General features: G+C 66.6%; 25 protein-coding genes and 1 tRNA gene. 11 read left to right on the top strand and 15 right to left on the bottom strand.

The genetic code is table 11. The features are described from left to right. A partial coding sequence (locus GV161_RS21535; protein WP_248312380.1) for a sulfite oxidase occupies positions 1 to 1,153 on the top strand: 1,153 nt, incomplete at its 5' end. A gap of 5 nt (positions 1,154 to 1,158) precedes the next feature. Next, a complete protein-coding gene (locus GV161_RS21530) occupies positions 1,159 to 1,518 on the top strand; it encodes a hypothetical protein (protein WP_152014217.1) in 360 nt (119 codons plus the stop codon). 15 nt (positions 1,519 to 1,533) lie between these two features. Here GV161_RS21530 and mdtI read toward each other — a convergent pair whose 3' ends face one another. Both mdtI and GV161_RS21520 read right to left on the bottom strand, forming a co-directional pair. Next, positions 1,534 to 1,872 (bottom strand): multidrug/spermidine efflux SMR transporter subunit MdtI, encoded by a 339-nt coding sequence (gene mdtI, locus GV161_RS21525; RefSeq protein WP_244624043.1) that lies wholly within the window; start codon positions 1,870 to 1,872, stop codon positions 1,534 to 1,536. Beyond that, a complete protein-coding gene (locus GV161_RS21520; RefSeq protein ID WP_152014216.1) occupies positions 1,869 to 2,237 on the bottom strand; it encodes a multidrug efflux SMR transporter in 369 nt (122 codons plus the stop codon). The genes mdtI and GV161_RS21520 overlap by 4 nt, the downstream gene beginning before the upstream one ends. 515 nt (positions 2,238 to 2,752) lie before the next feature. Between GV161_RS21520 and GV161_RS21515 the strand changes: the two genes are divergently transcribed. The 3 genes from GV161_RS21515 to GV161_RS21505 are packed head-to-tail and all read left to right on the top strand — an operon-like array spanning position 2,753 to position 6,662. Then, the gene (locus tag GV161_RS21515) at positions 2,753 to 4,294 is read left to right on the top strand and encodes an undecaprenyl-phosphate glucose phosphotransferase (protein ID WP_152014215.1); all 1,542 of its coding nucleotides are present in this window, start codon (positions 2,753 to 2,755) and stop codon (positions 4,292 to 4,294) included. Next, positions 4,291 to 5,523 carry an O-antigen ligase domain-containing protein gene (locus GV161_RS21510; protein WP_152014214.1) on the top strand — a complete coding sequence of 411 codons (1,233 nt, stop codon included), beginning with the start codon at positions 4,291 to 4,293 and terminating at the stop codon, positions 5,521 to 5,523. Before GV161_RS21515 ends, GV161_RS21510 begins: the two co-directional genes overlap by 4 nt. Next, entirely contained in the window at positions 5,520 to 6,662 is a 1,143-nt protein-coding gene (locus tag GV161_RS21505; protein ID WP_152014213.1) for an acyltransferase, read from the top strand. The genes GV161_RS21510 and GV161_RS21505 overlap by 4 nt, the downstream gene beginning before the upstream one ends. Here GV161_RS21505 and GV161_RS21500 read toward each other — a convergent pair. The 4 genes from GV161_RS21500 to GV161_RS21485 all read right to left on the bottom strand — a co-directional run bounded on the left by GV161_RS21500 (position 6,635) and on the right by GV161_RS21485 (position 8,623). Beyond that, positions 6,635 to 7,447: a methyltransferase domain-containing protein gene (locus GV161_RS21500; protein ID WP_159650346.1), complete on the bottom strand. Its 813-nt coding sequence runs from the start codon at positions 7,445 to 7,447 to the stop codon at positions 6,635 to 6,637. The genes GV161_RS21505 and GV161_RS21500 overlap by 28 nt on opposite strands. Before the next feature lie 408 nt (positions 7,448 to 7,855). Then, a tRNA-Pro gene (locus tag GV161_RS21495) sits at positions 7,856 to 7,933 on the bottom strand. Between the two features lie 68 nt (positions 7,934 to 8,001). Next, positions 8,002 to 8,205 carry a hypothetical protein gene (locus tag GV161_RS21490; protein WP_159650345.1) on the bottom strand — a complete coding sequence of 68 codons (204 nt, stop codon included), beginning with the start codon at positions 8,203 to 8,205 and terminating at the stop codon, positions 8,002 to 8,004. Positions 8,206 to 8,344: 139 nt separating this feature from the next. Then, complete coding sequence (locus GV161_RS21485) at positions 8,345 to 8,623, bottom strand: hypothetical protein (protein ID WP_159653974.1); 279 nt, start codon at positions 8,621 to 8,623, stop codon at positions 8,345 to 8,347. Between the two features lie 140 nt (positions 8,624 to 8,763). On the opposite strand from GV161_RS21485, the gene GV161_RS21480 reads away from it, so the two are divergent. Continuing rightward, positions 8,764 to 9,066, top strand: a complete 303-nt coding sequence (locus GV161_RS21480) for an SH3 domain-containing protein (protein ID WP_159650343.1) — start codon at positions 8,764 to 8,766, stop codon at positions 9,064 to 9,066. Positions 9,067 to 9,217: 151 nt separating this feature from the next. Next, positions 9,218 to 9,367, top strand: a complete 150-nt coding sequence (locus GV161_RS21475; RefSeq protein WP_159650342.1) for a hypothetical protein — start codon at positions 9,218 to 9,220, stop codon at positions 9,365 to 9,367. Positions 9,368 to 9,374: 7 nt separating this feature from the next. Here the strand turns inward: GV161_RS21475 and GV161_RS21470 are convergent, their stop codons facing one another. Beyond that, positions 9,375 to 10,022 (bottom strand): alpha/beta hydrolase, encoded by a 648-nt coding sequence (locus tag GV161_RS21470; protein ID WP_152014210.1) that lies wholly within the window; start codon positions 10,020 to 10,022, stop codon positions 9,375 to 9,377. 69 nt (positions 10,023 to 10,091) lie between these two features. Then, positions 10,092 to 11,024 (bottom strand): ring-cleaving dioxygenase, encoded by a 933-nt coding sequence (locus tag GV161_RS21465; protein WP_152014209.1) that lies wholly within the window; start codon positions 11,022 to 11,024, stop codon positions 10,092 to 10,094. 184 nt (positions 11,025 to 11,208) lie between these two features. Between GV161_RS21465 and GV161_RS21460 the strand changes: the two genes are divergently transcribed. The 3 genes from GV161_RS21460 (at position 11,209) to GV161_RS21450 (ending at position 12,866) form a co-directional block, all read left to right on the top strand. Continuing rightward, positions 11,209 to 11,634 (top strand): DoxX family protein, encoded by a 426-nt coding sequence (locus GV161_RS21460; RefSeq protein WP_152014208.1) that lies wholly within the window; start codon positions 11,209 to 11,211, stop codon positions 11,632 to 11,634. Between the two features lie 97 nt (positions 11,635 to 11,731). Next, positions 11,732 to 12,691: a LysR family transcriptional regulator gene (locus tag GV161_RS21455; protein WP_152014207.1), complete on the top strand. Its 960-nt coding sequence runs from the start codon at positions 11,732 to 11,734 to the stop codon at positions 12,689 to 12,691. A gap of 4 nt (positions 12,692 to 12,695) precedes the next feature. Continuing rightward, the gene (locus GV161_RS21450) at positions 12,696 to 12,866 is read left to right on the top strand and encodes a hypothetical protein (RefSeq protein WP_159650341.1); all 171 of its coding nucleotides are present in this window, start codon (positions 12,696 to 12,698) and stop codon (positions 12,864 to 12,866) included. A 149-nt stretch (positions 12,867 to 13,015) separates the two neighbouring features. On the opposite strand, the gene sugE is transcribed toward GV161_RS21450, so the two are convergent. The 7 genes from sugE to GV161_RS21415 all read right to left on the bottom strand — a co-directional run bounded on the left by sugE (position 13,016) and on the right by GV161_RS21415 (position 17,794). Then, the gene (gene sugE, locus GV161_RS21445) at positions 13,016 to 13,330 is read right to left on the bottom strand and encodes a quaternary ammonium compound efflux SMR transporter SugE (protein WP_152014206.1); all 315 of its coding nucleotides are present in this window, start codon (positions 13,328 to 13,330) and stop codon (positions 13,016 to 13,018) included. Between the two features lie 128 nt (positions 13,331 to 13,458). Then, positions 13,459 to 14,025 carry a MerR family transcriptional regulator gene (locus tag GV161_RS21440; protein ID WP_152014205.1) on the bottom strand — a complete coding sequence of 189 codons (567 nt, stop codon included), beginning with the start codon at positions 14,023 to 14,025 and terminating at the stop codon, positions 13,459 to 13,461. Positions 14,026 to 14,060: 35 nt separating this feature from the next. Continuing rightward, positions 14,061 to 14,375, bottom strand: coding sequence for an integration host factor subunit alpha (locus GV161_RS21435; protein WP_057192231.1), 315 nt, complete (start codon positions 14,373 to 14,375; stop codon positions 14,061 to 14,063). A gap of 202 nt (positions 14,376 to 14,577) precedes the next feature. Next, positions 14,578 to 15,555, bottom strand: a complete 978-nt coding sequence (locus tag GV161_RS21430) for a beta-ketoacyl-ACP synthase III (RefSeq protein WP_152014204.1) — start codon at positions 15,553 to 15,555, stop codon at positions 14,578 to 14,580. A 13-nt stretch (positions 15,556 to 15,568) separates the two neighbouring features. After that, entirely contained in the window at positions 15,569 to 16,633 is a 1,065-nt protein-coding gene (gene plsX, locus GV161_RS21425) for a phosphate acyltransferase PlsX (RefSeq protein ID WP_152014203.1), read from the bottom strand. A 112-nt stretch (positions 16,634 to 16,745) separates the two neighbouring features. Next, positions 16,746 to 17,297, bottom strand: coding sequence for a DUF177 domain-containing protein (locus tag GV161_RS21420; protein ID WP_152014202.1), 552 nt, complete (start codon positions 17,295 to 17,297; stop codon positions 16,746 to 16,748). Next, positions 17,294 to 17,794, bottom strand: a complete 501-nt coding sequence (locus GV161_RS21415; protein ID WP_152014201.1) for a ubiquinol-cytochrome C chaperone family protein — start codon at positions 17,792 to 17,794, stop codon at positions 17,294 to 17,296. Before GV161_RS21415 ends, GV161_RS21420 begins: the two co-directional genes overlap by 4 nt. 174 nt (positions 17,795 to 17,968) lie before the next feature. Here GV161_RS21415 and GV161_RS21410 point away from each other — a divergent pair, with 174 nt between their 5' ends. Then, positions 17,969 to 18,463 (top strand): outer membrane protein assembly factor BamE, encoded by a 495-nt coding sequence (locus GV161_RS21410; RefSeq protein ID WP_152014200.1) that lies wholly within the window; start codon positions 17,969 to 17,971, stop codon positions 18,461 to 18,463. Positions 18,464 to 18,593 lie beyond the last annotated feature (130 nt).

Raw genomic sequence — 18,593 nt, 5'->3', positions numbered from 1 at the left:
AGCCTCCCCCGCTCCGTCCGCGGCCCCGGCAGCCGCCGCAGCGAAGGGCCCGCAGTTCCTCGACTTCCCCGGCAAGGCCAAGGGCCTCGTCCTGCTCGGCGACCGGCCGCTCGTCGCCGAGACGCCGGAGCACATGCTCGACGACGACACCACGCCGTTCGAGAAGTTCTTCGTCCGCAACAACGGCCAGACGCCGGACGAATTCAAGGAAGGTGACGCCTGGGAGTTCTTGATCGATGGCGAGGTCAACACGCCGCTGAAGCTCAAGCTCGGCGAGCTCAAGCAGAAATTCACGCACAAGACCTTCCGCACGGTGCTGGAATGCGGCGGCAATGGCCGCTCCTTCTTCCAGCCGCAGGCGCGCGGCAACCAGTGGACCAATGGCGGCGCCGGCTGCGCCGAATGGACCGGTGTGCCGCTCGCCGACGTGCTGCAGAGCGCCGGCCTGAAGTCGACCGCCGTCCACACCGGCAATTACGGCGCCGACCAGCATCTCTCCGGCGATGCGACGAAGGACGCGATCTCGCGCGGCGTGCCGATCGCGGCGGCGCTGGAGCCGCATGCGCTCCTGGTCTGGGCGATGAACGGACAGCCGCTCCCCGCCATCCATGGCGGGCCGCTCAGGGTGATCATCCCCGGCTTCCCGGCCTCGGTCTCGCATAAATGGCTGAAGCGGATCGCCATCCGCGACAAGGTGCATGACGGCCAGGGCATGGGCGGCACCTCCTACTCGGTCGCGATCAAGCCGATGATCCCCGGCGGCAAGACCGACGATTCCAACATGCGCACCATGACCGACATGCCGGTGCGCGGCATCATCACCAATCCGGCGAATGGCACGCGCCTCGCCGCCGGCACGCGCAAGCTCGCTTTGCGCGGCGCCGCCTGGGACGGGCATGAGGGCGTCTCGCGCGTCGACGTGTCCATCGATTTCGGCGCGACCTGGCAGCCGGCCAAGGCGGCCGAGCCGAAGAACCGCTATGACTGGCGGCGCTGGACGGCTGAGGTCGAGCTGCCCTCCGACGGCTATTACGAGCTCTGGGTCCGCGCGACCGACAGCAAGGGCCGGGCGCAGCCGCATGTCGCCGGCGGCTGGAACCCGCAGGGCTACGGCGCCAACCCGATGCACCGGGTCGCGGTGCTGGTCGGGTGAGCGCCATGATCGCACGTATCCGCCGCGCCGGGCTCATGCTCGGCGCGGGCCTGCTGCTCGCCATGCCGGCGGCGCTGGCGCAGGCCCCTGCCCCGTCCGAGGAGACGCCGGAGATGTTCCCGGCCGGGCCGAACCGCGACGAGGCCTTCTATGCCTGCGTCGCCTGCCACAACTTCAAGCTGGTCGCGGCGCAGGGGATGAGCCGCGAGAAATGGGGCGAAGCACTCGACTGGATGGTCAGCAAGCACAACATGCCGGCCCTCCCTGCGGAGGAGCGCGGCAAGGTGCTGGACTATCTCGCCGAGGTGTTTCCGGCCAAGGCGCCGGCCCAGCAGGGCGGGTGGAAGAACCCGTTCCTGAACTGAGGCGACGCCTTCGGGTCAGAACAGCTTGAGCGCGACCACGCCGGCGACGACCAGCGCTATGCCGAGCCAGCCGGCCGGGCGGATGCGCTGGCCGAAGGCGAGCGCGCCGACCACGGCCGTCAGCACCAGGCCGACGCCGCCCCAGACGGCGTAGGCGACCGAGAGATCCATGCCGCGGATCGCCTGCGCCAGGGCGGCGAAGGCGCCGACAACGCAGAGCACGCCGACGGCGCCGACGAGCCGGCGCTTCAGCCCGTCGGAGAGCTTGAGCAGGCTGGTGCCGATCACCTCGAGGATGACGGCAAGTCCGAGCCAGGCCAGCGCGAAAGTCTGGGCGGAGGCAGCGAAGGTCACACCAGCCTCCGCTCATCCTCCTCTGGGGCCACATGGTCGGCGTCATGACCGACGCCGCGTTCGAGCAGCACGATGCCGCCGATGATCAGGGCCAGCGCCAGGATGCGCGGCACCGTCAGATGCTCGGCGAAGAAGGCATGGCCGATCAGGGCGATACCGACGATGCCGAGACCTTCCCAGACCGCATAGGCGACGGCCATGGGAATGACCCGCAAGGCAACGCTGAGCAGGGCGAAGGACAATCCGATCAGCACGAGCGGCAGCACCGCGACGAGGACCGGGCCGGCGACGAAGGCCTTGAGAGCCGACGTCGCAAGCAGCTCCACGGCAATGGCCGCGAGCAGGATCAACCAATGAAAAGACATAAGTCACACAGGGGCGCTGGCCCAGGGCGCAGGCGGCGCGGGTGCGGCGTCTGCGGGGTGCGCATCGTTAGCGTTCAAAAGACGATGTTCGAGATGATGGGAGCGCTCAGGCTTTCGCCGAAGGCCAGCACATCGCCACACCCAAATCACCGGAAATACCCGTGGGCAAGGTCAATGAAATATGTGCTTCTCAGACACTCATCGCGGCCTTAAATGCCTGAATCTATGCTTTTTGTCAACTCAACCGCGATTTTCAACGCCTTCAACACTATTTTCTTCGCTTCGAAAGCATCAGCTAATACCTTGAAGGCCCGAGCGAAAATCAACCTTTCCATAGGTCAAAAAAAGATGCTTCCGCGATGCGGCTTCGGCCGCTCGCATTGCGCCGAAACCACTTCAAATCCCGATCGCTTCCGCAGAGTCCGATTAAGTCTTCCGAGAGCAATTTGCGCTAGGTCACGATGGCTTTCAGCGCGGCGGGCGAGCCCGCATACCCTGCGCGAGGACTGGACGAGATGGGCGCTTTCGACGTTCGCGACCTGATTAAGGCGGATTCTACCGGCCCCGCATCTGCAGGCGGAGCATCGGAGGGCACGCGGACCTTCCACCCGCTGGCCGAACGCATCGCCGCGATGCCGGTCAAGCAGACGCTGTCGCCGGTGCTGATCGAGGGGCTGGTGCGCCTCGCCGACATGCTGGTGATCCTCGGCGTCGGCGGCCTGGTCTTCGCCTTCTACGTCGCCGGCAAGGTCGACTACGCCCTGCCCTACCAGGTCACGGTGCCGCTGGTGGCGATCGGCGCGCTCGCCGTCTTCCAGGCGCTGCATCTCTACCATGTCAGCGCGCTGCGCAATTTCATCAGCATCGCGGTGCGGGTCGCGGCCGGCTGGACGATCCTGTTCCTGCTGGCGCTGGCCGGCTTCTTCTTCCTCAAGGTCGGCGACCAGGTCTCGCGCGTCTGGCTCGCCGCCTTCTATGCGGTCGGCCTCGCGTTACTCCTGGCCGAGCGGCTGACAGCCTCGCTGATCGTCCTGCGGCTCACCCGGATGGGCCGGCTCGAGCGTCGCACGGCGATCGTCGGCGGCGGCCCCGCCGGCGAGGAGCTGATCAAGGCGCTGGAGGCCCAGCGCGACACCGGGCTGCGCGTCTGCGGCGTCTTCGACGACCGCAATGACGACCGCTCGCCCGATCTTGTTGCCGGCTACCCCAAGCTCGGCACGATTGACGATCTCGTCGAGTTCGCGCGCCGCACCAAGCTCGACCTCGTCATCTTCACCCTGCCGATCTCGGCCGAGGCGCGGCTGCTCGCCATGCTGCGCAAGCTCTGGGTGCTGCCGATCGATATCCGGCTCTCGGCCCATATGTCGAAGCTGCGCTTCCGGCCGCGCTCCTATTCCTATATCGGCGCGGTCCCGGTGCTCGATGTGTTCGACCGGCCGATCGCCGATTGGGACATCGTCGTCAAGTGGGTGTTCGACAAGGTCGTCGGCACATTGGCCCTGATCGCCCTTTCGCCGCTGATGATCGCGACCGCGATCGCGGTGAAGCTCGGCTCGAAGGGCCCGATCCTGTTCCGCCAGAAGCGCTATGGCTTCAACAACGAGATGATCGAGGTGCTGAAGTTCCGCTCGCTCTATCACGAGATGAGCGACTTCGCCGCCGCCAAGCAGGTCACCAAGGACGACCCCCGCGTCACCCGCGTCGGCCGCTTCATCCGTAAGACCTCGATCGACGAGCTGCCGCAGCTGCTCAACGTCGTGTTCAAGGGCAATCTCTCGCTGGTCGGCCCGCGCCCGCACGCCATCCACGCCACCGCCTCGAACCGCGCCTATGAGCAGGTCGTCGACGGCTATTTTGCCCGCCACAAGGTCAAGCCCGGCATCACCGGCTGGGCGCAGGTCCATGGCTGGCGCGGCGAGACCGACACCGAGGACAAGATCCAGCGCCGCGTCGAGCATGACCTCTATTACATCGAGAACTGGTCGGTGCTGCTCGACCTCTACATCCTGATCAAGACGCCGTTCTCGCTGATGACCAAGAACGAGAACGCCTATTGAGCTCGCTGGCGCACAGCCCGGGGCTCGGCCGCCGCCTCCGGATTTCCCACGCCGCCCTGCAGCGCGGCGCTCTCTGGCTGCTGACCGCCTCCAGCTGGGTCGCGATCATCGAGCCCTCGCCCTATGAGATCGCCTTCCTGCTGGTCCTGGCAGTGTTCGGGCTCACCGGCATCCGCCTGTCGCGGGCGCTGCTGCCGCTGATTCTGCTGCTGCTCGGCTTCAATCTCGGCGGCGCCGTCTCGCTGATCCCCTGGATGCACGATCCCGATGCGGTGCGCTTCATCGCCGTCTCCTTCTACCTGATGGTCACGGCGATCGTGCTGGCGGCCGTCATGGCTGACGACACGCAGGCCCGGCTCGAGGCGCTGAAGCGCGGCTATCTGTTCGCGACCTGGTGCACCGGCCTGCTCGCGCTCGTCGGTTATTTCGACATCGCCGGCCTCGGCGACCATTTCACGCTCTGGGGCCGCGCGACCGGCACGTTCAAGGACCCGAACGTGCTCGGCCCATTCCTGGTGCTGCCGATCGCCTTCGTGCTGCAGGACATCCTGGTGGGACGGCGCGGGCTCGTCGGCGGCCTCGCTCTCATCAGCGTGCCGCTCGCGGCGCTGTTCCTGACCTTCTCGCGCGGCGCCTGGGGCAATCTCGCGGCTGCGGTGCTGCTGATGGCGGGCCTGACCTTCCTGACGGCGGGCACGGCCCGATTGCGGGCGCGGATCGTCGCGCTGGCCCTGACCAGCCTGCTGCTCGCCGGCATCACCCTGGCGATCGCCCTCTCCTTCGACGTCATCCGCGAGATGTTCGAGGTCCGGGCCAGCCTCGACCAGAGCTACGATCTCGGCGTCACCGGCCGCTTCGGCGCGCAGCTGCGCTCGATTCCGATGCTGCTCTCCGAGCCCAACGGCTTCGGCCCGCTGCGCTTCCGCTGGCTGTTCCTCCAGCAGGATCCGCACAACGTCTACATCAACGCCTTCGCCTCCTATGGCTGGCTCGGCGGATTCTGCTGGCTGGCGCTGACCGTGGCGACCTGCTGGGCCGGCTGGTGGCTGGTGTTCCGGCGCGGCCCGCTGCAGCACCAGGCGATCGCGCTCTGGTCGGTGCTCTTCGTCACGATCCTGCAGGGCTTCCAGATCGACACCGACCATTGGCGCCACTTCTACCTGATGCTCGGGCTGATCTGGGGCCTGGCCGCCATTGCGCGCCGCCCGGCCGATGTGCCCCCGCCATGACCGGCAAAGCAGAGGAAGCCCGGCAGAACCAGGCCATCCAGGTCCTGCGCGGCCTTGCGGCGCTGCTCGTCGTGATCGGCCATGCCATCCATGAGACGCAGGCGATGGGCAGCGCCCTCGGGCGTGCGCCGCTCGACGGCTCCCTGCTGCGCTGGAGCACCGGCGTCGACATCTTCTTCGTCATCTCCGGCTTCATCATGGTCTACAGCTCGACGCAGCTGTTCCAGCGTCCCGGCGGATGGCGCAGCTTCCTCTGGCGGCGCTTCGTGCGCATCGTGCCGCTCTACTGGCTGCTGACGACGGCGTTGCTGCTCGGCGCCCTCGTCGCGCCGCGGCTGCTGAACGTGCCGATCGACGATTGGCGGCACGTGCTGGCCTCCTATCTCTTCATCCCGTCCCTGCGGGCACCAGGCGAGATCCGCCCGGTCATGGCGCTGGGCTGGACGCTGAACCTCGAAATGTTCTTCTACGTGCTGTTCGCCTGCACCCTCGCTTTGCCGATGCGCTGGGCTGTGCTGGTGCTGACGGCGATCCTTGCTGTGCTCGCCGGGATCGGTCTCGCGCTCGAGCCGACGCAGGTCCAACTCGCCTTCTGGACCCAGTCGATCATCCTCGAATTCGCCTTCGGCTGCCTGCTGGCGCTCGCCTATCTCGGCGGCCTGCGGCTCGGCGCACCGGTGGCGCTCATATTGGCCTGCGCCGGCATGGCGGGCCTGGTGCAATGGTCGACTTTGGCGGATCTGCAGTTGCCGGACGCGCTGCGCTGGGGCGTGCCTGCCCTGATGATCGTCTGTGCCGCGGCGCTGTATCGGGGTGCCAGCACGGAGCGCGGAGCACCGTCGCGCCTGCTCGGCCTAGCGGTGTTGCTCGGCAACGCCTCCTACAGCCTCTATCTGGTGCACCCGTTCGTACTGCGCCCGCTGCGCAATCTCTGGACGCAGATCGTCGGCGGCGCGCTTCCGCTCACCGCCTATGTCGTGGTCGCGACGGCCGCCTCCTGCCTCACCGCGCTGCTGCTCTATCGCTATGCGGAGCAGCCTTTGCTGCGCGCCATGCGCGGCCGGCGGCGGGACGGAGCCGGCGAGCGCGAAGTGCCCTCGCCCCTGGCGGATCAGCGTTCCTTGCGCACCACCACATAGGCATAGGTCGTCACCAGGCGCCAATCGACCTTGGCGGCGAGCTGGTTGAAGGCTGCATCGAGGGTACGCAGACCCGGCATCCGCTCGAAATAGCCGCTGCCCCAGAAGGGCTGGACGTGGACATCTCGGAAACCGGCGCGCTGAAGCATCGGTGCCAACGTCGCGCGGCTGCCGCGGCACTGGTCGTAGAAGGCCGGGAAGACCGGGTCGTCGCCGTCCTGCCGCCGCGCCGGGAAAAGCGCATGCATGATGGCGCGCGAAGCCGCCTTCGGCAGGATGTGATTGAGCGCGAAGACCGGCGCCCAGAGCGTCGGCATGAAGGCGAGCCCGATACCGCCCGGCGCCAGCAAGGCATGGATGTTGGCCCAGGCGCGCTCGACGTCATGGACATGCTCGAACACCATGCGCGAGATCATCATGTCGTAGCCGCCGCGGGCGACATCCGGCTCGGACAGGTCGCCGGCGATATCGAAACGGGCAGTGCGCAGCCCTTTGGGCGTCAGCGCGAGCTCCCCCGCATCGATGTCGTTGACAATGAGGTCGAGCCCATGACGGCGCGCGTCCTCGGCCGAGAAGAGCGGATCACGGCCGCCACCGATCTCGCAGAGTCGCGTCAGGCCGAACTGGTGCATCAGCGCCAGGATCGTCGCCTCATAGTGGTCCCAGGCCCAGTTGGAGTGCCAGTCGGGCTGGAGCCCGGCAAAGAAGCTCTCCAGCGAGCCCCTGCCCGCCGCAGCGACCTCCTGCGGCCGCAGCGGCCGACGATCGCTCAACGCCATCGACATGACGATATGTCCCATTTCCTGCTGTGAGGCGCCGACCCTGCGCCTGCCGCGGAGGCCGCGCAATCGAAGCCTTAAGGAAAGGTTAACAAGCAAAGGAGCCGAGCGCTCCGAAACGGGACAACGCCAGACTGAGGCCGCCGGCCTTCAATCGCACTCGGTCAAATCGCCATTCCCGGTCTTGTGGATCTGGCATGTCGCCGGGCCTGCCCGCTCCCGCGCGCAAGCGGAAAGCGCGAAAGCGAGGAGCGACAAGGCGACGATGATTCTCACTGGAAGGAACAGCATGGGAGCGCGCGGCTGGCTGGCGGAGATGTCCGCCAGTTGGCGGTGCCTGAGCCGGTTTCGTTCAGGACGCGCCAATGCGGGCGGCAAGGCCGCCTCTCGTAAAACTCAGATCAAAGAAGAAAATGGTCGGAGCGAGAGGATTCGAACCTCCGACCCCTTGTCCCCCAGACAAGTGCGCTAACCGGGCTGCGCTACGCTCCGACGGGTCGGCTTATAGAGCGCACGACGCCGCGATGCAACGCGGCAATTGCCGGATCCGAACGCTGGATTCACAGCTGCCTGTCGTCATGCGGCGGCGGTGCGATCTCGGCCGGCGTGATGCCCCTGCGTCCCGCACGACGGACCAGGGTGCGCACGAGCCCGGCGAAAACGACCACCAGCGGCAAGGCCATCACCGCGCTGCCCTCCAGCGCGAGCCAGATCGACGCTGCCAGCGTCGCAATCGCCGCGACGACGAGGAGAATGTTGGTCATGCCGTGTCCAATCCGGCCCAGGACTGCCGCTGCGGCCTGCTCGACTGCTCCTCCGGCGAAGATGAGCTTCGCATTGTGGCCAATCCACTCGTCAGCCGGCCAAACATGCTCGGGACTTTCCGAGCGGATCGCGCCAGCGTCAAGCCACGTTCAGAACAGGCCGCCGGCGCGGAGAGCGCCCAGCCTTGGCCTGTGGGCTGCGCCGGACGCGCTGCTCGCTTCGGGACTGCAGTGGACGCGCCTTGGGCTCGCCAACTGCCACCGGCAGGGGCGATGCCGCAACGCCGACCAACGCAAATCCCAATGGACTTGCGGCCTGCATCACGGTCCGCGCGACGATCCGCGCCTGCGCGCTGGCATAGTCGGCAGCTTGGTCGCGAACCCTGTCAGCGATCGCCTCGAACAACTGGAACATCATCGCTTTCGCCTCCGTGCCGCAACGCGGCGTCGCAGAGACAACGCGCGAGAGCGGCACAGGTGCCACCGCGCCGCGATAGTCTCGGTATCTTGCCCGGTGTCTTGCGGCATGCTGAGGCGTCTCAAACCAGGGGAAACGCGATGATCCGCCCGGCCCTGCTCGCCCTGTCCGGCCTTCTGCTCCATGCCGGCGACGCCAGCGCCTCGCTGTTCTGCCTCGTCCCGGAGACGGCCGACGGCTTCGTCGCCCTGCGCGCCGCGCCGGACGCGAAAAGCCGGCTGATCCTGCGCATGAGGGCCGGCGACGAGGTCCAGATCGTCGAAGGCGGCCGCGGTGGCTGGAGCAAGGTCAGGCATTGGCCCGGCGATACCAGGCTGGCGAAGGGCTATGAGGGCTTTAGCGAGGGCCATGTCGCACGCCGCTTCCTGACGGACTGCGGCTGAGCGGCGAGGCAAGACAATGACGAATACGGCTGCCAGCCGCATGAACCAGGGCCTGTAACGGCAAGATTTTGTTAACGTATTCTGTTCAAATGCGGTTCACAGGGTGAACGTTATCTTCATGATATAGGCACCGATTCGTGGAGGCCCCGTCATGACCCTGGACTGGCGCAACAGCCTGATGCTCGGCTTCATCGCGGCCGTGTTCGTCGCCTGCCTGTTCGGCCCCTATATGATCTCGGTGATGCTCGGCGGGCTCGGCCTGACGTGCTATCTCTCGAAGCACATCAGGCCTGAAGCCTGAGGCTCATTCAGGCTGCGAGCGCCTGACGCCGCGCGAACCAATCCCGCACCAGTCCCAGATCCGCCTGTGACAGGCCATGGCCGGTCGGCAGGCTGCGATGCTCGACAAAAGCCCCTGCCCCGGAGAGCGTCTCCGACAGCCGCGCCGCATTCTCCTCCGGAATGATCGGATCGAAGCTGCCGGAGACGATCAGCACCGGCTTGGCCGCCAGCGTCACCGCAGGCGGCTTGGCGAAGGGCGACATCGCCCGCAGCAGCACCGCTCCAGACAACACCTCCGGCCGCAGCAGCAGCATCGCGGCGGCGATGTTGGCGCCGTTCGAGAAGCCGAGCGCGATCGGCGCCGGCAGCCCGTACTCCGCCCGCGCCTGCTCGACGAAATCAGCGAGCTCGTGGGTACGCCGACGCAGATCATCCTCGTCGAAGACGCCCTCGGCCAGACGGCGGAAGAAGCGCGGCATGCCGGCTTCCAGCGTCCGCCCGCGCGGCGAGAGCAGCGCCGCACCTGGCGCGACGGTGCGCCCGAGCGGCAAAAGGTCGTTCTCGTCGCCGCCGGTGCCGTGCAGCAGCAGGAGCGGCGCCTGGCCGGGTGCACTCGCCGGCTCGAAGCGATGGATGAAGGGCTCTGGCGCGTTGGTCGATAGAGGAAGTGTCATGGCGCGGCCTCCTTTCATGATGGTGTTCGGTGAGGGGCGCCCCGCCCGAAGGCGGAGCGCATTCATGGATCAGACCAGGGCCGGCAGGACGGCCTCGATCTCGGCGCGACGCGTCTCGTACTGCGCCGGCAGCTTGAGCGCGCCGCCAAGCTCGTCGGCCGACTCGTCGATGGCGAAGCCGGGCGCGTCGGTGGCGATCTCGAACAGCACCCCGCCGGGCTCGCGGAAGTAGACGGAGCGGAAATAGAACCGGTCCCTCTGCTCGGTGGGGCGCAGGCCGAAGGTCTCGACCAGCGTCTTCACCATGCGGGCCTGCTCCGCGTCGTCGCCGGCGCGGAAGGCGATGTGATGTACCGAGCCCGCGCCCATCCTTGCCGGCAGGAAGCCGCCGGCGGCACGCAAGTCGACGACGCCGCCATGAGCGGCGCCTTCAGCCCGCATGCGGACGGTGTTGCCCTCGCGACCGGCCTCGACGAAGCCGAACACGTCGCGCAGGATCGCGGCGGTCGTCTCCGTCTTGTCGAGCAGCAGCGTGACGCCGTGGAAGCCGCGGATCGCGGATTCAGCCGGCACCTCGCCATTGTCGAAGGCCAGCTCATCCTCGCTGCCAGGCACTGCGACCAGCGCAAGCCGCATGCCGTCGGGATCGCGGAAGCTCAGCACGGTCTCACCGAAGCGCTTCTGCGGGACATCATGGGCGACGCCGTTGGCGATGAGCCGATGCGTCCAGTAGCCGACCGCCGCCGCGGGGATGCGGAAGGCGGTCACTTCCGTCTCGCCGACGCCGAGCCGGCCGGGCGCGACATGCTCCCAGGGGAAGAAGGTCAGGATCGTGCCCGGATTGCCATCGGCATCGCCGAAATAGAGATGCCAGGTGGTCGGGTCGTCGAAGTTCACCGTCTTCTTGACGAGGCGCAGGCCGAGGACGCGGCTGTAGAAGTCGAGATTGCGGCGCGCCGGGCCGGCGATGGCGGTGACGTGGTGGATGCCGTTGATCTGCATGATGTCGTCCTCCGGGCTGCGAGAAGCGGCCCTCGTTGACGCCAAGATGATCGCGCCTCGCCAAATTGCCAGACTCCATTCATTGCACACAAGCAATGTCATTATCTTGAAATGCCAATTTGAATTGCGATATCGAAATCGACATTCTCTGCCGCAGACCCAACCGGTCCTTCGGAGAAAGACCATGATCGACACTCGTTTTGCCCCCTATGGCGCCCTCGTATTGCGCGTCGCGCTCGGCGTCATGTTCATCGCCCACGCCTATCTGAAGTTCGCCGTCTTCACCGTTCCCGGCTTCGCCGGTTTCCTCGGCCAGGTCGGCCTGCCCGGCTTCCTCGCCTGGCCGATCATTCTGGCGGAAGTGCTCGGCGGCCTCGTCATCCTGACCGGCTTCTATGGCCGCTATGTCTCGATCCTGCTGCTGCCGATCCTGCTCGGCGCGCTTTCCATCCACGCCCCCAATGGCTGGGTCTTCAACGCACCGAACGGCGGCTGGGAATATCCCGCCTTCCTCGCTCTGACCGCGTTCGCCCACGCCCTGATCGGCGACGGCGCGCTGGCGCTGCGCTCGGCCGGGCTCCCGGTCTCAGCCAAGCCCGCTCTGGCCTGAGCCTCGGCGACCATCGCGACAGAACGGGCGACAGGTTGCTGCAACCTGTCGCCCGTACCATGTATCAGGGGTAGCTGACTCGCCCGGAGCCGCCCGCTTGCCGACCCCCACCTCCTCTGTCGCCTGGGACGATTTCCGGCTGATCAAGGCCATCGCCGAAGCGCGCAGCCTGCCTGCCGCCGCCGAGTTGATCGGGCTCAACCATTCGACCGTCTTCCGCCGCCTCGGCCAGATCGAGGAAAGCCTGGGCACGCGCCTGTTCGAGCGGCATCGCTCCGGCTATGTGCCGACGCCGGCCGGCGAGGAGATGGCTGTCCTCGCCGAGCGGCTGGAGACCGACATCGCCGGCTTCACCCGGCGCCTCGCCGGCCGCGAGATCCTGCCGGCGGGCGAGTTGCGCGTCACCACCAACGACTCGCTTCTGGTCGAATTGCTGACGCCGCTTTTCGCCGCCTTCATGCGGCAGTGCCCGGACATCAAGCTCGACGTGCTGCTCGGCAACCAAGCGCTCAACCTGAGCAAACGCGACGCCGATGTCGCGATCCGCGCCACCGACAATCCTCCCGAAAACCTAATCGGCCGCCGGGTCGCCCAGATCGGCTGGGCGCTCTATGGACGTGCAATCGACTTCCCGGAAGGGGCGCCTGCCGAACTCACCCAGCAGCGCTGGATTTCGCTTGGCGATCAGTTCAGCAACTTCAAGGTGGTACTGTACCGGCAGAAGCACATTCCGGCCGACCAGACCGTCTACAAGCTCAACACCGTGCTCGGTCTCGCCGAAGCGGTCGAGGCCGGCATCGGCATCGGCTTCCTGCCCTGCTTCATCGCCGACAAGCGCCCAGCTCTCGTGCGGCTCGCGCCGCCGCAGACGGGTTATGCCGCCGATCTCTGGCTGCTGACCCACCCCGATTTGCGCCACTCGCCGCGGGTCCGTCTTTTCCTTGATTTCATGGCAGCCGAGTTGGCTAAGCTGCGCCCCTTGATGGAAGGCGGTGCAGGCCTGCAATCCGAGGCAGGCGCCAGCGTTGAAGGCAGAGCAGATCAGGCGCTAGGATAACGCCATGGAGCTTCTCATCCCCCTGATCGCGGGCCTCGCGCTGATCTGGCTGATCGGCCGCGGCGTGCCCTGGGACGCCAAGCTGGTGACGGTCGTCGTCACGCTCGCCGTCATCGTCGCGGTCGTCCTGCTCGAGCGCAACGGCCTCTGGCCCGAGGCCTTCCGGCGGCGCTAGAGCGGGATGCGAAAAGTGGGAACCGGTTTTTCGCATAGATCCTGCTCTAACTCTTTGATGAGAGACGGATTCAGATTTCAGATGGCATCGCTTTGCGATTCCATCTGAAATTATCCGGCGCTGAGACGCCGCCGGCTGGGAGTCTGCTCTCAGGAGACGAGCTTGAGGCCGACGATGCCGGCGACGATCAGGCCGACGCAGACGAGGCGCAGCGCCGTCGCCGGTTCGCCGAACAGGATGATGCCGAGGATCGCGGTGCCGATCGTGCCGATGCCGGTCCAGATCGCATAGGCCGTGCCGAGCGGCAGGCTCTTCAGCGCCAGACCAAGCAGGCCGAGGCTCACTGCCATGCTGGCGACCGTCAGCACGGTCGGGACGAGGCGGGTGAAGCCGTGCGTGTATTTCAGCCCGATGGCCCAGCCGATTTCAAACAGGCCGGCGAAGAAGAGATAAGTCCAGGCCATGGCGGCCCTCCTCTGGGAAGGGCGGGGTCGTCCACGCCTATTGGGAAACGCGCGCTCAAAGCGTCGCGGAGGTCGTCCTCGCCCGCTGATCTAGCGAGCCGAATGCGACGATTCAAGCGCAGGCGCGCTCAACCGTCCTCGCCAACGGTCGCGCCGGCCAAGGCACCGTGCAGCAGACGACGGCATTCGATCAGCTCGGAGAGTGTCGCCTTCAGGAAAGCGAGGTCGTCGGCGTCGACCATCGGCTGGGCCGCGCGCGGCAAGGAGGACAGAAGCGCCTTCGCCGCGAAACCCGGCTCCATGGCAGGGGCAGGCTGATGATGCTGCACCGGCTGGGCCGCCGGCATCGCTTCGCCCCGCGGCGGTGCCATGTGGACGGGCGCAGGCGACTGGGCAGGCGCGGTGCCACCGACGATCTCGCCGCCGCGGCCGATCGCCTGGACGTAACGCGGCCCCTGCTCCTTCAGGATGCGCTGCAGGCCCTTGATCGTGTAGCCCTCGCCGTAGAGCAGGCGACGGATACCCTTGAGCAGGGCGACATCGTCGGGCCGGTAATAGCGCCGGCCGCCGCCACGCTTCAGCGGCTTGATCTGGGAGAAGCGCGTTTCCCAGAAACGCAGGACGTGCTGGGGAATGTCGAGGTCTTCGGCGACCTCGCTGATCGTTCTGAATGCGTCTGGGCTCTTGTTATCCAATTCGGCCTCGAATCCGCTGCCGTGGAACTCCAGAGTCACTCTTCCTCACCCACGCCGTTCAATCCGTTGATCCGCGCCTTCATCACATTGGACGGCTTGAACACCATCACGCGACGCGGCTCGATCGGGACTTCGACGCCGGTTTTCGGATTACGCCCGATTCGCTCGCCTTTGTCGCGCACAACGAACGAGCCGAACGAGGACAATTTGACGTTTTCCCCACGTGCCACCGCGTCGCAGATCTCGTCCAGCACCGCCTCGACCAACTTGGACGACTCCGTCCGCGACAGACCGATCTTCTGATAGACGGCCTCGCACAGATCAGCCCGCGTAATCGTTTGCCCCGCCATCAGCTCCTCCAAGGCGTTTCTTCAAACAGCGGCGTCCCTAATCAACCATCGCCCCACCGGAGGCGGACGCTAGGCGGCGAGGCGACTACGGTCAATCCTCGACACACCCGCACAGGTTGAAAAACGCGGAAATCCGCGCTGACGACCGCTAAGAAAATGTCATAAATCCAAAGTGCTTAGCCTGGGCGGCCAAACTGGGCCGCTACCAGCGGATCAGCGCCGACCCCCAGGTGAAGCCGCCACCCATCGCTTCGATCAGGACGAGCTGGCCGGGCTTGATGCGCCCGTCCATATGGGCCTGCGCCAAAGCGAGCGGAATCGAGGCCGCCGACGTGTTGCCGTGCTGCCCGACGGTGACGACGACCCGGTCCTCGCTGATGCCGAGCTTGTGGGCGGTGGCGTCGATGATGCGACGGTTGGCCTGGTGCGGCACGAACCAGTCGATGTCGGCGCCGGTGAGCCCCGTCTCCTCGAAAGTGTGGCGCACCGTGTCGGCGAGGTTGACCACGGCGTGCTTGAAGACCTCGCGGCCTTCCATGCGCAGGAAGCCCACGGTCTTGGTCGAGCCGGGCCCGCCATCGACATAGAGCTTGTTCATATAGCGGCCGTCGGAGCGGACATGGGTCGTCAGCACGCCGCGATCGGCGAGCGTGCCGGCGCCCTCCTCCGCCCGCAGCACGACGGCGCCGGCACCGTCGCCGAACAGCACGCAGGTGGCACGGTCTTCCCAGTCGAGAATGCGCGAGAAGGTCTCGGCGCCAATGACGATCGCGGTTTTGGCCGCACCGCTGGTCAGGAACTTGTCGGCGGTGGCGAGCGCGAAGACGAAGCCGGAGCAGACGGCCTGCAGGTCGAAGGCGGCGCCTTGCGTGATGCCGAGCGCGGCCTGGATCTGGGTCGCGGTCGCCGGGAAGGTGTGGTCGGGCGTCGCAGTCGCGACGATGATGAGGTCGACCTCGCTCGCCGGGATGCCGGCGTCGGCAAGCGCGGCCTGCGCAGCCTTCAGGCCGAGCGTGCTGGTGGGCTCGTCGTCAGCCGCGATGTGGCGAGCATGGATGCCGGTGCGCTGGACGATCCACTCGTCACTGGTGTCGACCTTCGCCGCCAATTCGGCGTTGGTCATGATGCGCGCCGGCAGATAGGAGCCGCAGCCGCGCAGGACGGATCGCATTCTGGACAAGGACGTTTCTTCCCTACTCGCCGGCGGCGACTTGCGGGCTTGCCGGTGCCGCGCTGGGCCGCGCCGTCGCAGCGACCATCTCGCGCACCTTCGCCATCAGATTCTCGCGCGCCATCTCGTAGCCGAGTTCGGTCGCGCTGGCGAACCCGACGGCATCCGTGCCGCCATGGCTCTTGATCACGATGCCTTCCAGGCCAAGAAAGACGCCGCCATTGACCTTGCGCGGGTCCATCTTGTCCTTCAGCGCCGCAAAGGCGCCTCGGGCGAAAAGATAGCCGATTTTCGACATCAATGAACGCCCCATTGCGGCGCGCAGGTATTCGCCGATCTGCTTGGCGGTGCCTTCGGCTGTCTTCAGGGCGATGTTGCCGGTGAAACCCTCGGTCACGACGACGTCGACCGTGCCCTTGCCGAGATCGTCGCCTTCGACGAAGCCGTGATAAGCCAGATGCGGCAGGTTGCTCTCGCGCAGGATGCGGCCAGCTTCCTTCACCGCCTCGACGCCCTTGATCTCCTCGACGCCGACATTGAGCAGGCCGACGCTCGGCCGGTCGATGTCGAGGACCACGCGCGCCATGGCCGCGCCCATCACGGCAAGATCGACCAGATGCTGGGCATCGGCGCCGATGGTCGCGCCGACATCGAGCACGACGCTCTCGCCGCGAACCGTCGGCCACAGGCAGGCGATCGCCGGGCGATCGACCTGCGGCATCGACTTCAGGCAGAATTTCGACATCGCCATCAGCGCGCCGGTATTGCCGGCCGAGATGGTGACGTCGGCCTCGCCGATCTTGGTGGCGTCGATGGCGCGCCACATCGACGACTTGTAGCGGCCATAGCGCAAGGCCTGGCTCGGCTTGTCGTCCATCTTCACCGAGACTTCGGTGTGATGGAAGGTGGTGACGGCCTTGAGCTGCGGATGCGCATCGAGCAGCGGCATGACCTCGGCCTCGTTGCCGAAGATCACGAATTTCGCGTCCGGGCGACGTTCGAGCGTGAGGGCAGCGCCCGGGATGACCACGGACGGACCGTGGTCCCCGCCCATGGCGTCAAGCGCGATTGTAACCGGGCGTGTCATGCGGTGGTGATCGATTCCAGGGCCTGCGCCCCCTGCCGGGGGCGGCCGGGCGGCGGCGGACAATAGCGGGTTGGCCGCTCGCCGCAAGGGAAAGCGCGGAGGTTTCCGCCGGTCATTGCTCGCGCTTCAGCTGCAACAGGGCAGCGAAAGGCGATTCGGCCGGCGTCTCGGGAGCCGGCTCGCTGAACGCCACGCCAGGCTTGCGCGGATAGGGATCGAGCGACAGCGCCAGGAATTCGAGCGTGACCACACCCAGATCGATCGTGCCGTCGACGATCGGCTCCGGCGGCTCCTCTTCGTTGAGCAGCACCTCGATGTCGATTTCGTCGTCCTCAGATGGCTTCGCCATGGCGGCGATCTCGGCCTCCGGCGCGAAATCGAGCTTGACCGGCACTTTGAGCTCGACCGGGAAGGGTTCGAGCGTGACGACGCAGTTCTGGTGCAGCCTCGCCTTGATCATGCCCTCGAGCTTGAGCCGTTCGCCATTGCGCGAGAGCGAGTAGCTCGCCTTCAGCGCCTCGACCGAGACGACGCCGAGATAGGTCGCGGTCGCGGCAAGATCGCCCTGCTCCGGCGCAACCTCGACCGGAACCGGCCGCAAGGTGATGCTCTCGACGCGAATCGGGTGGTGAAGGGGCAATTTGTGCTGAGGTGAAACGGTCATGCTTCGATACTGCCTGAGAAAGGCGGGAACAACGGATCGGCTGCAAGGATATCGTCGAGCGAGCGCGTGGCCAAGACGGCGGCCCCCGCCCTGGCATGGCGGGCGAGCGCCGCTGCATCGATCTGCGGGGCGATGTTGCGGGCGAGCGCAACTTCGAAGGCTCCAGGCTCCCCGGCGGCGAGCGCCTCCTCGTAGCCGCCGAGACGGCCATAGAAACTGCGGCCGATCTTCTTCATCCGCTTCGGCACGGCGACGTCGCTGATGCCGCCCTGGCGGAAACCGAGCTCGAGATAGGCGAAGCTAGCGTCGATCAGGTCCTGCGCCACATCGGCCGCCGGGGCCGGCAAGTCGCGCAGCCGCCGCAGCACCAGGAAGAGATACAGCGTCAGCGCCTCGAACCGCCCCTCGAAATCATCGGGCACGCGGCCTTGCACATACAGGGCCGGCTCACGCGAGGCGCCGACGATGCGCTCCAGCAACGTGTTGACCGGCGCCATGCGCGCCCGCTTCCTGCCGAACAGGCCGAAGATCACAGCCCCTACCCCGCCTTTCCCGAAGACCTTAGCTAAAAAGTGACTTGCCTTGCCAAAGCCATGCTCGGGCGTTACGCCAAGCGCACCCACCCTGACAAGCGCGGTAGCTCCGCGCGCCTTCCCCCGGATCCGCCAAGCATGACCGCTCCGACCCGCCGTACCGTCCTGATCGGCTCGCTGGCCGCCGCGCTGCCGCTGGCCGGCTGCGGCACTGCCACCAGCCTCGGCTTTCGTACCCCGACCTCCGCCGGCCTCAACGAGGAGTTCACCCGCGGCTTCGTCATGGACGACGAACTGATCGCCAAGGTGAAGGTCGGCATGGACGTGCAGACTGTGCTGACCACGCTCGGCACGCCATCGACCACCTCGACCGTCGGCAACCGCACCTTCTACTATATCAGCCAGACAGTGCGCCGCCGCTTCCAGTTCCAGGACTTCGCCGTCATCGACCAGAAGGTGCTGGTGGTCTATTTCAACAAGGGCTTCAAGGTCGAGCGCATCGCCAATTACGGCCTGCAGGACGGCGTGATCTTCGACTTCATCAGCCGCACCACCTCGACGGGCGGTGAAGAGCAGAGCTTCCTGCGCAACCTGTTCAAGGGCGTCACCAAGTTCACGCCGTTCGGCGCCTGAGCGGCGTCTCGCCACGCACGCGATGCAAGAGCCCTGCGGTATCGCCGCGGGGCTTTTTCTTGGCACAAGGCCGCCGCGTTCATCGATGCGGTGGACGATTCGAGCCGCCGACTCGAGCGCCCCGGGCGAT

The sequence above is a fragment of the Bosea sp. 29B genome (genome assembly GCF_902506165.1).
Taxonomy (GTDB): domain Bacteria; phylum Pseudomonadota; class Alphaproteobacteria; order Rhizobiales; family Beijerinckiaceae; genus Allobosea.
The sequence above is the reverse complement of the archived record's forward strand: the minus strand, read 5'-3'. Positions and strand labels throughout refer to the sequence as shown.

Excerpts from the sequence above, each read along its gene's own strand:
- GV161_RS21530 (WP_152014217.1), top strand. The coding sequence starts at position 1,159 with ATGATCGCACGTATCCGCCGCGCCGGGCTCATGCTCGGCGCGGGCCTG.
- GV161_RS21450 (WP_159650341.1), top strand. The coding sequence starts at position 12,696 with ATGGAGCTTCTCATCCCCCTGATCGCGGGCCTCGCGCTGATCTGGCTG.
- GV161_RS21505 (WP_152014213.1), top strand. The coding sequence starts at position 5,520 with ATGACCGGCAAAGCAGAGGAAGCCCGGCAGAACCAGGCCATCCAGGTC.
- GV161_RS21460 (WP_152014208.1), top strand. The coding sequence starts at position 11,209 with ATGATCGACACTCGTTTTGCCCCCTATGGCGCCCTCGTATTGCGCGTC.
- GV161_RS21480 (WP_159650343.1), top strand. The coding sequence starts at position 8,764 with ATGATCCGCCCGGCCCTGCTCGCCCTGTCCGGCCTTCTGCTCCATGCC.
- GV161_RS21465 (WP_152014209.1), bottom strand. The coding sequence starts at position 11,024 with ATGCAGATCAACGGCATCCACCACGTCACCGCCATCGCCGGCCCGGCG.
- GV161_RS21415 (WP_152014201.1), bottom strand. The coding sequence starts at position 17,794 with ATGGCGCCGGTCAACACGTTGCTGGAGCGCATCGTCGGCGCCTCGCGT.
- GV161_RS21410 (WP_152014200.1), top strand. The coding sequence starts at position 17,969 with ATGACCGCTCCGACCCGCCGTACCGTCCTGATCGGCTCGCTGGCCGCC.
- GV161_RS21435 (WP_057192231.1), bottom strand. The coding sequence starts at position 14,375 with ATGGCGGGGCAAACGATTACGCGGGCTGATCTGTGCGAGGCCGTCTAT.
- GV161_RS21515 (WP_152014215.1), top strand. The coding sequence starts at position 2,753 with ATGGGCGCTTTCGACGTTCGCGACCTGATTAAGGCGGATTCTACCGGC.
- plsX (WP_152014203.1), bottom strand. The coding sequence starts at position 16,633 with ATGACACGCCCGGTTACAATCGCGCTTGACGCCATGGGCGGGGACCAC.
- sugE (WP_152014206.1), bottom strand. The coding sequence starts at position 13,330 with ATGGCCTGGACTTATCTCTTCTTCGCCGGCCTGTTTGAAATCGGCTGG.
- GV161_RS21520 (WP_152014216.1), bottom strand. The coding sequence starts at position 2,237 with ATGTCTTTTCATTGGTTGATCCTGCTCGCGGCCATTGCCGTGGAGCTG.
- GV161_RS21500 (WP_159650346.1), bottom strand. The coding sequence starts at position 7,447 with ATGTCGATGGCGTTGAGCGATCGTCGGCCGCTGCGGCCGCAGGAGGTC.
- GV161_RS21475 (WP_159650342.1), top strand. The coding sequence starts at position 9,218 with ATGACCCTGGACTGGCGCAACAGCCTGATGCTCGGCTTCATCGCGGCC.
- GV161_RS21420 (WP_152014202.1), bottom strand. The coding sequence starts at position 17,297 with ATGACCGTTTCACCTCAGCACAAATTGCCCCTTCACCACCCGATTCGC.
- GV161_RS21485 (WP_159653974.1), bottom strand. The coding sequence starts at position 8,623 with ATGATGTTCCAGTTGTTCGAGGCGATCGCTGACAGGGTTCGCGACCAA.
- GV161_RS21470 (WP_152014210.1), bottom strand. The coding sequence starts at position 10,022 with ATGACACTTCCTCTATCGACCAACGCGCCAGAGCCCTTCATCCATCGC.
- GV161_RS21490 (WP_159650345.1), bottom strand. The coding sequence starts at position 8,205 with ATGACCAACATTCTCCTCGTCGTCGCGGCGATTGCGACGCTGGCAGCG.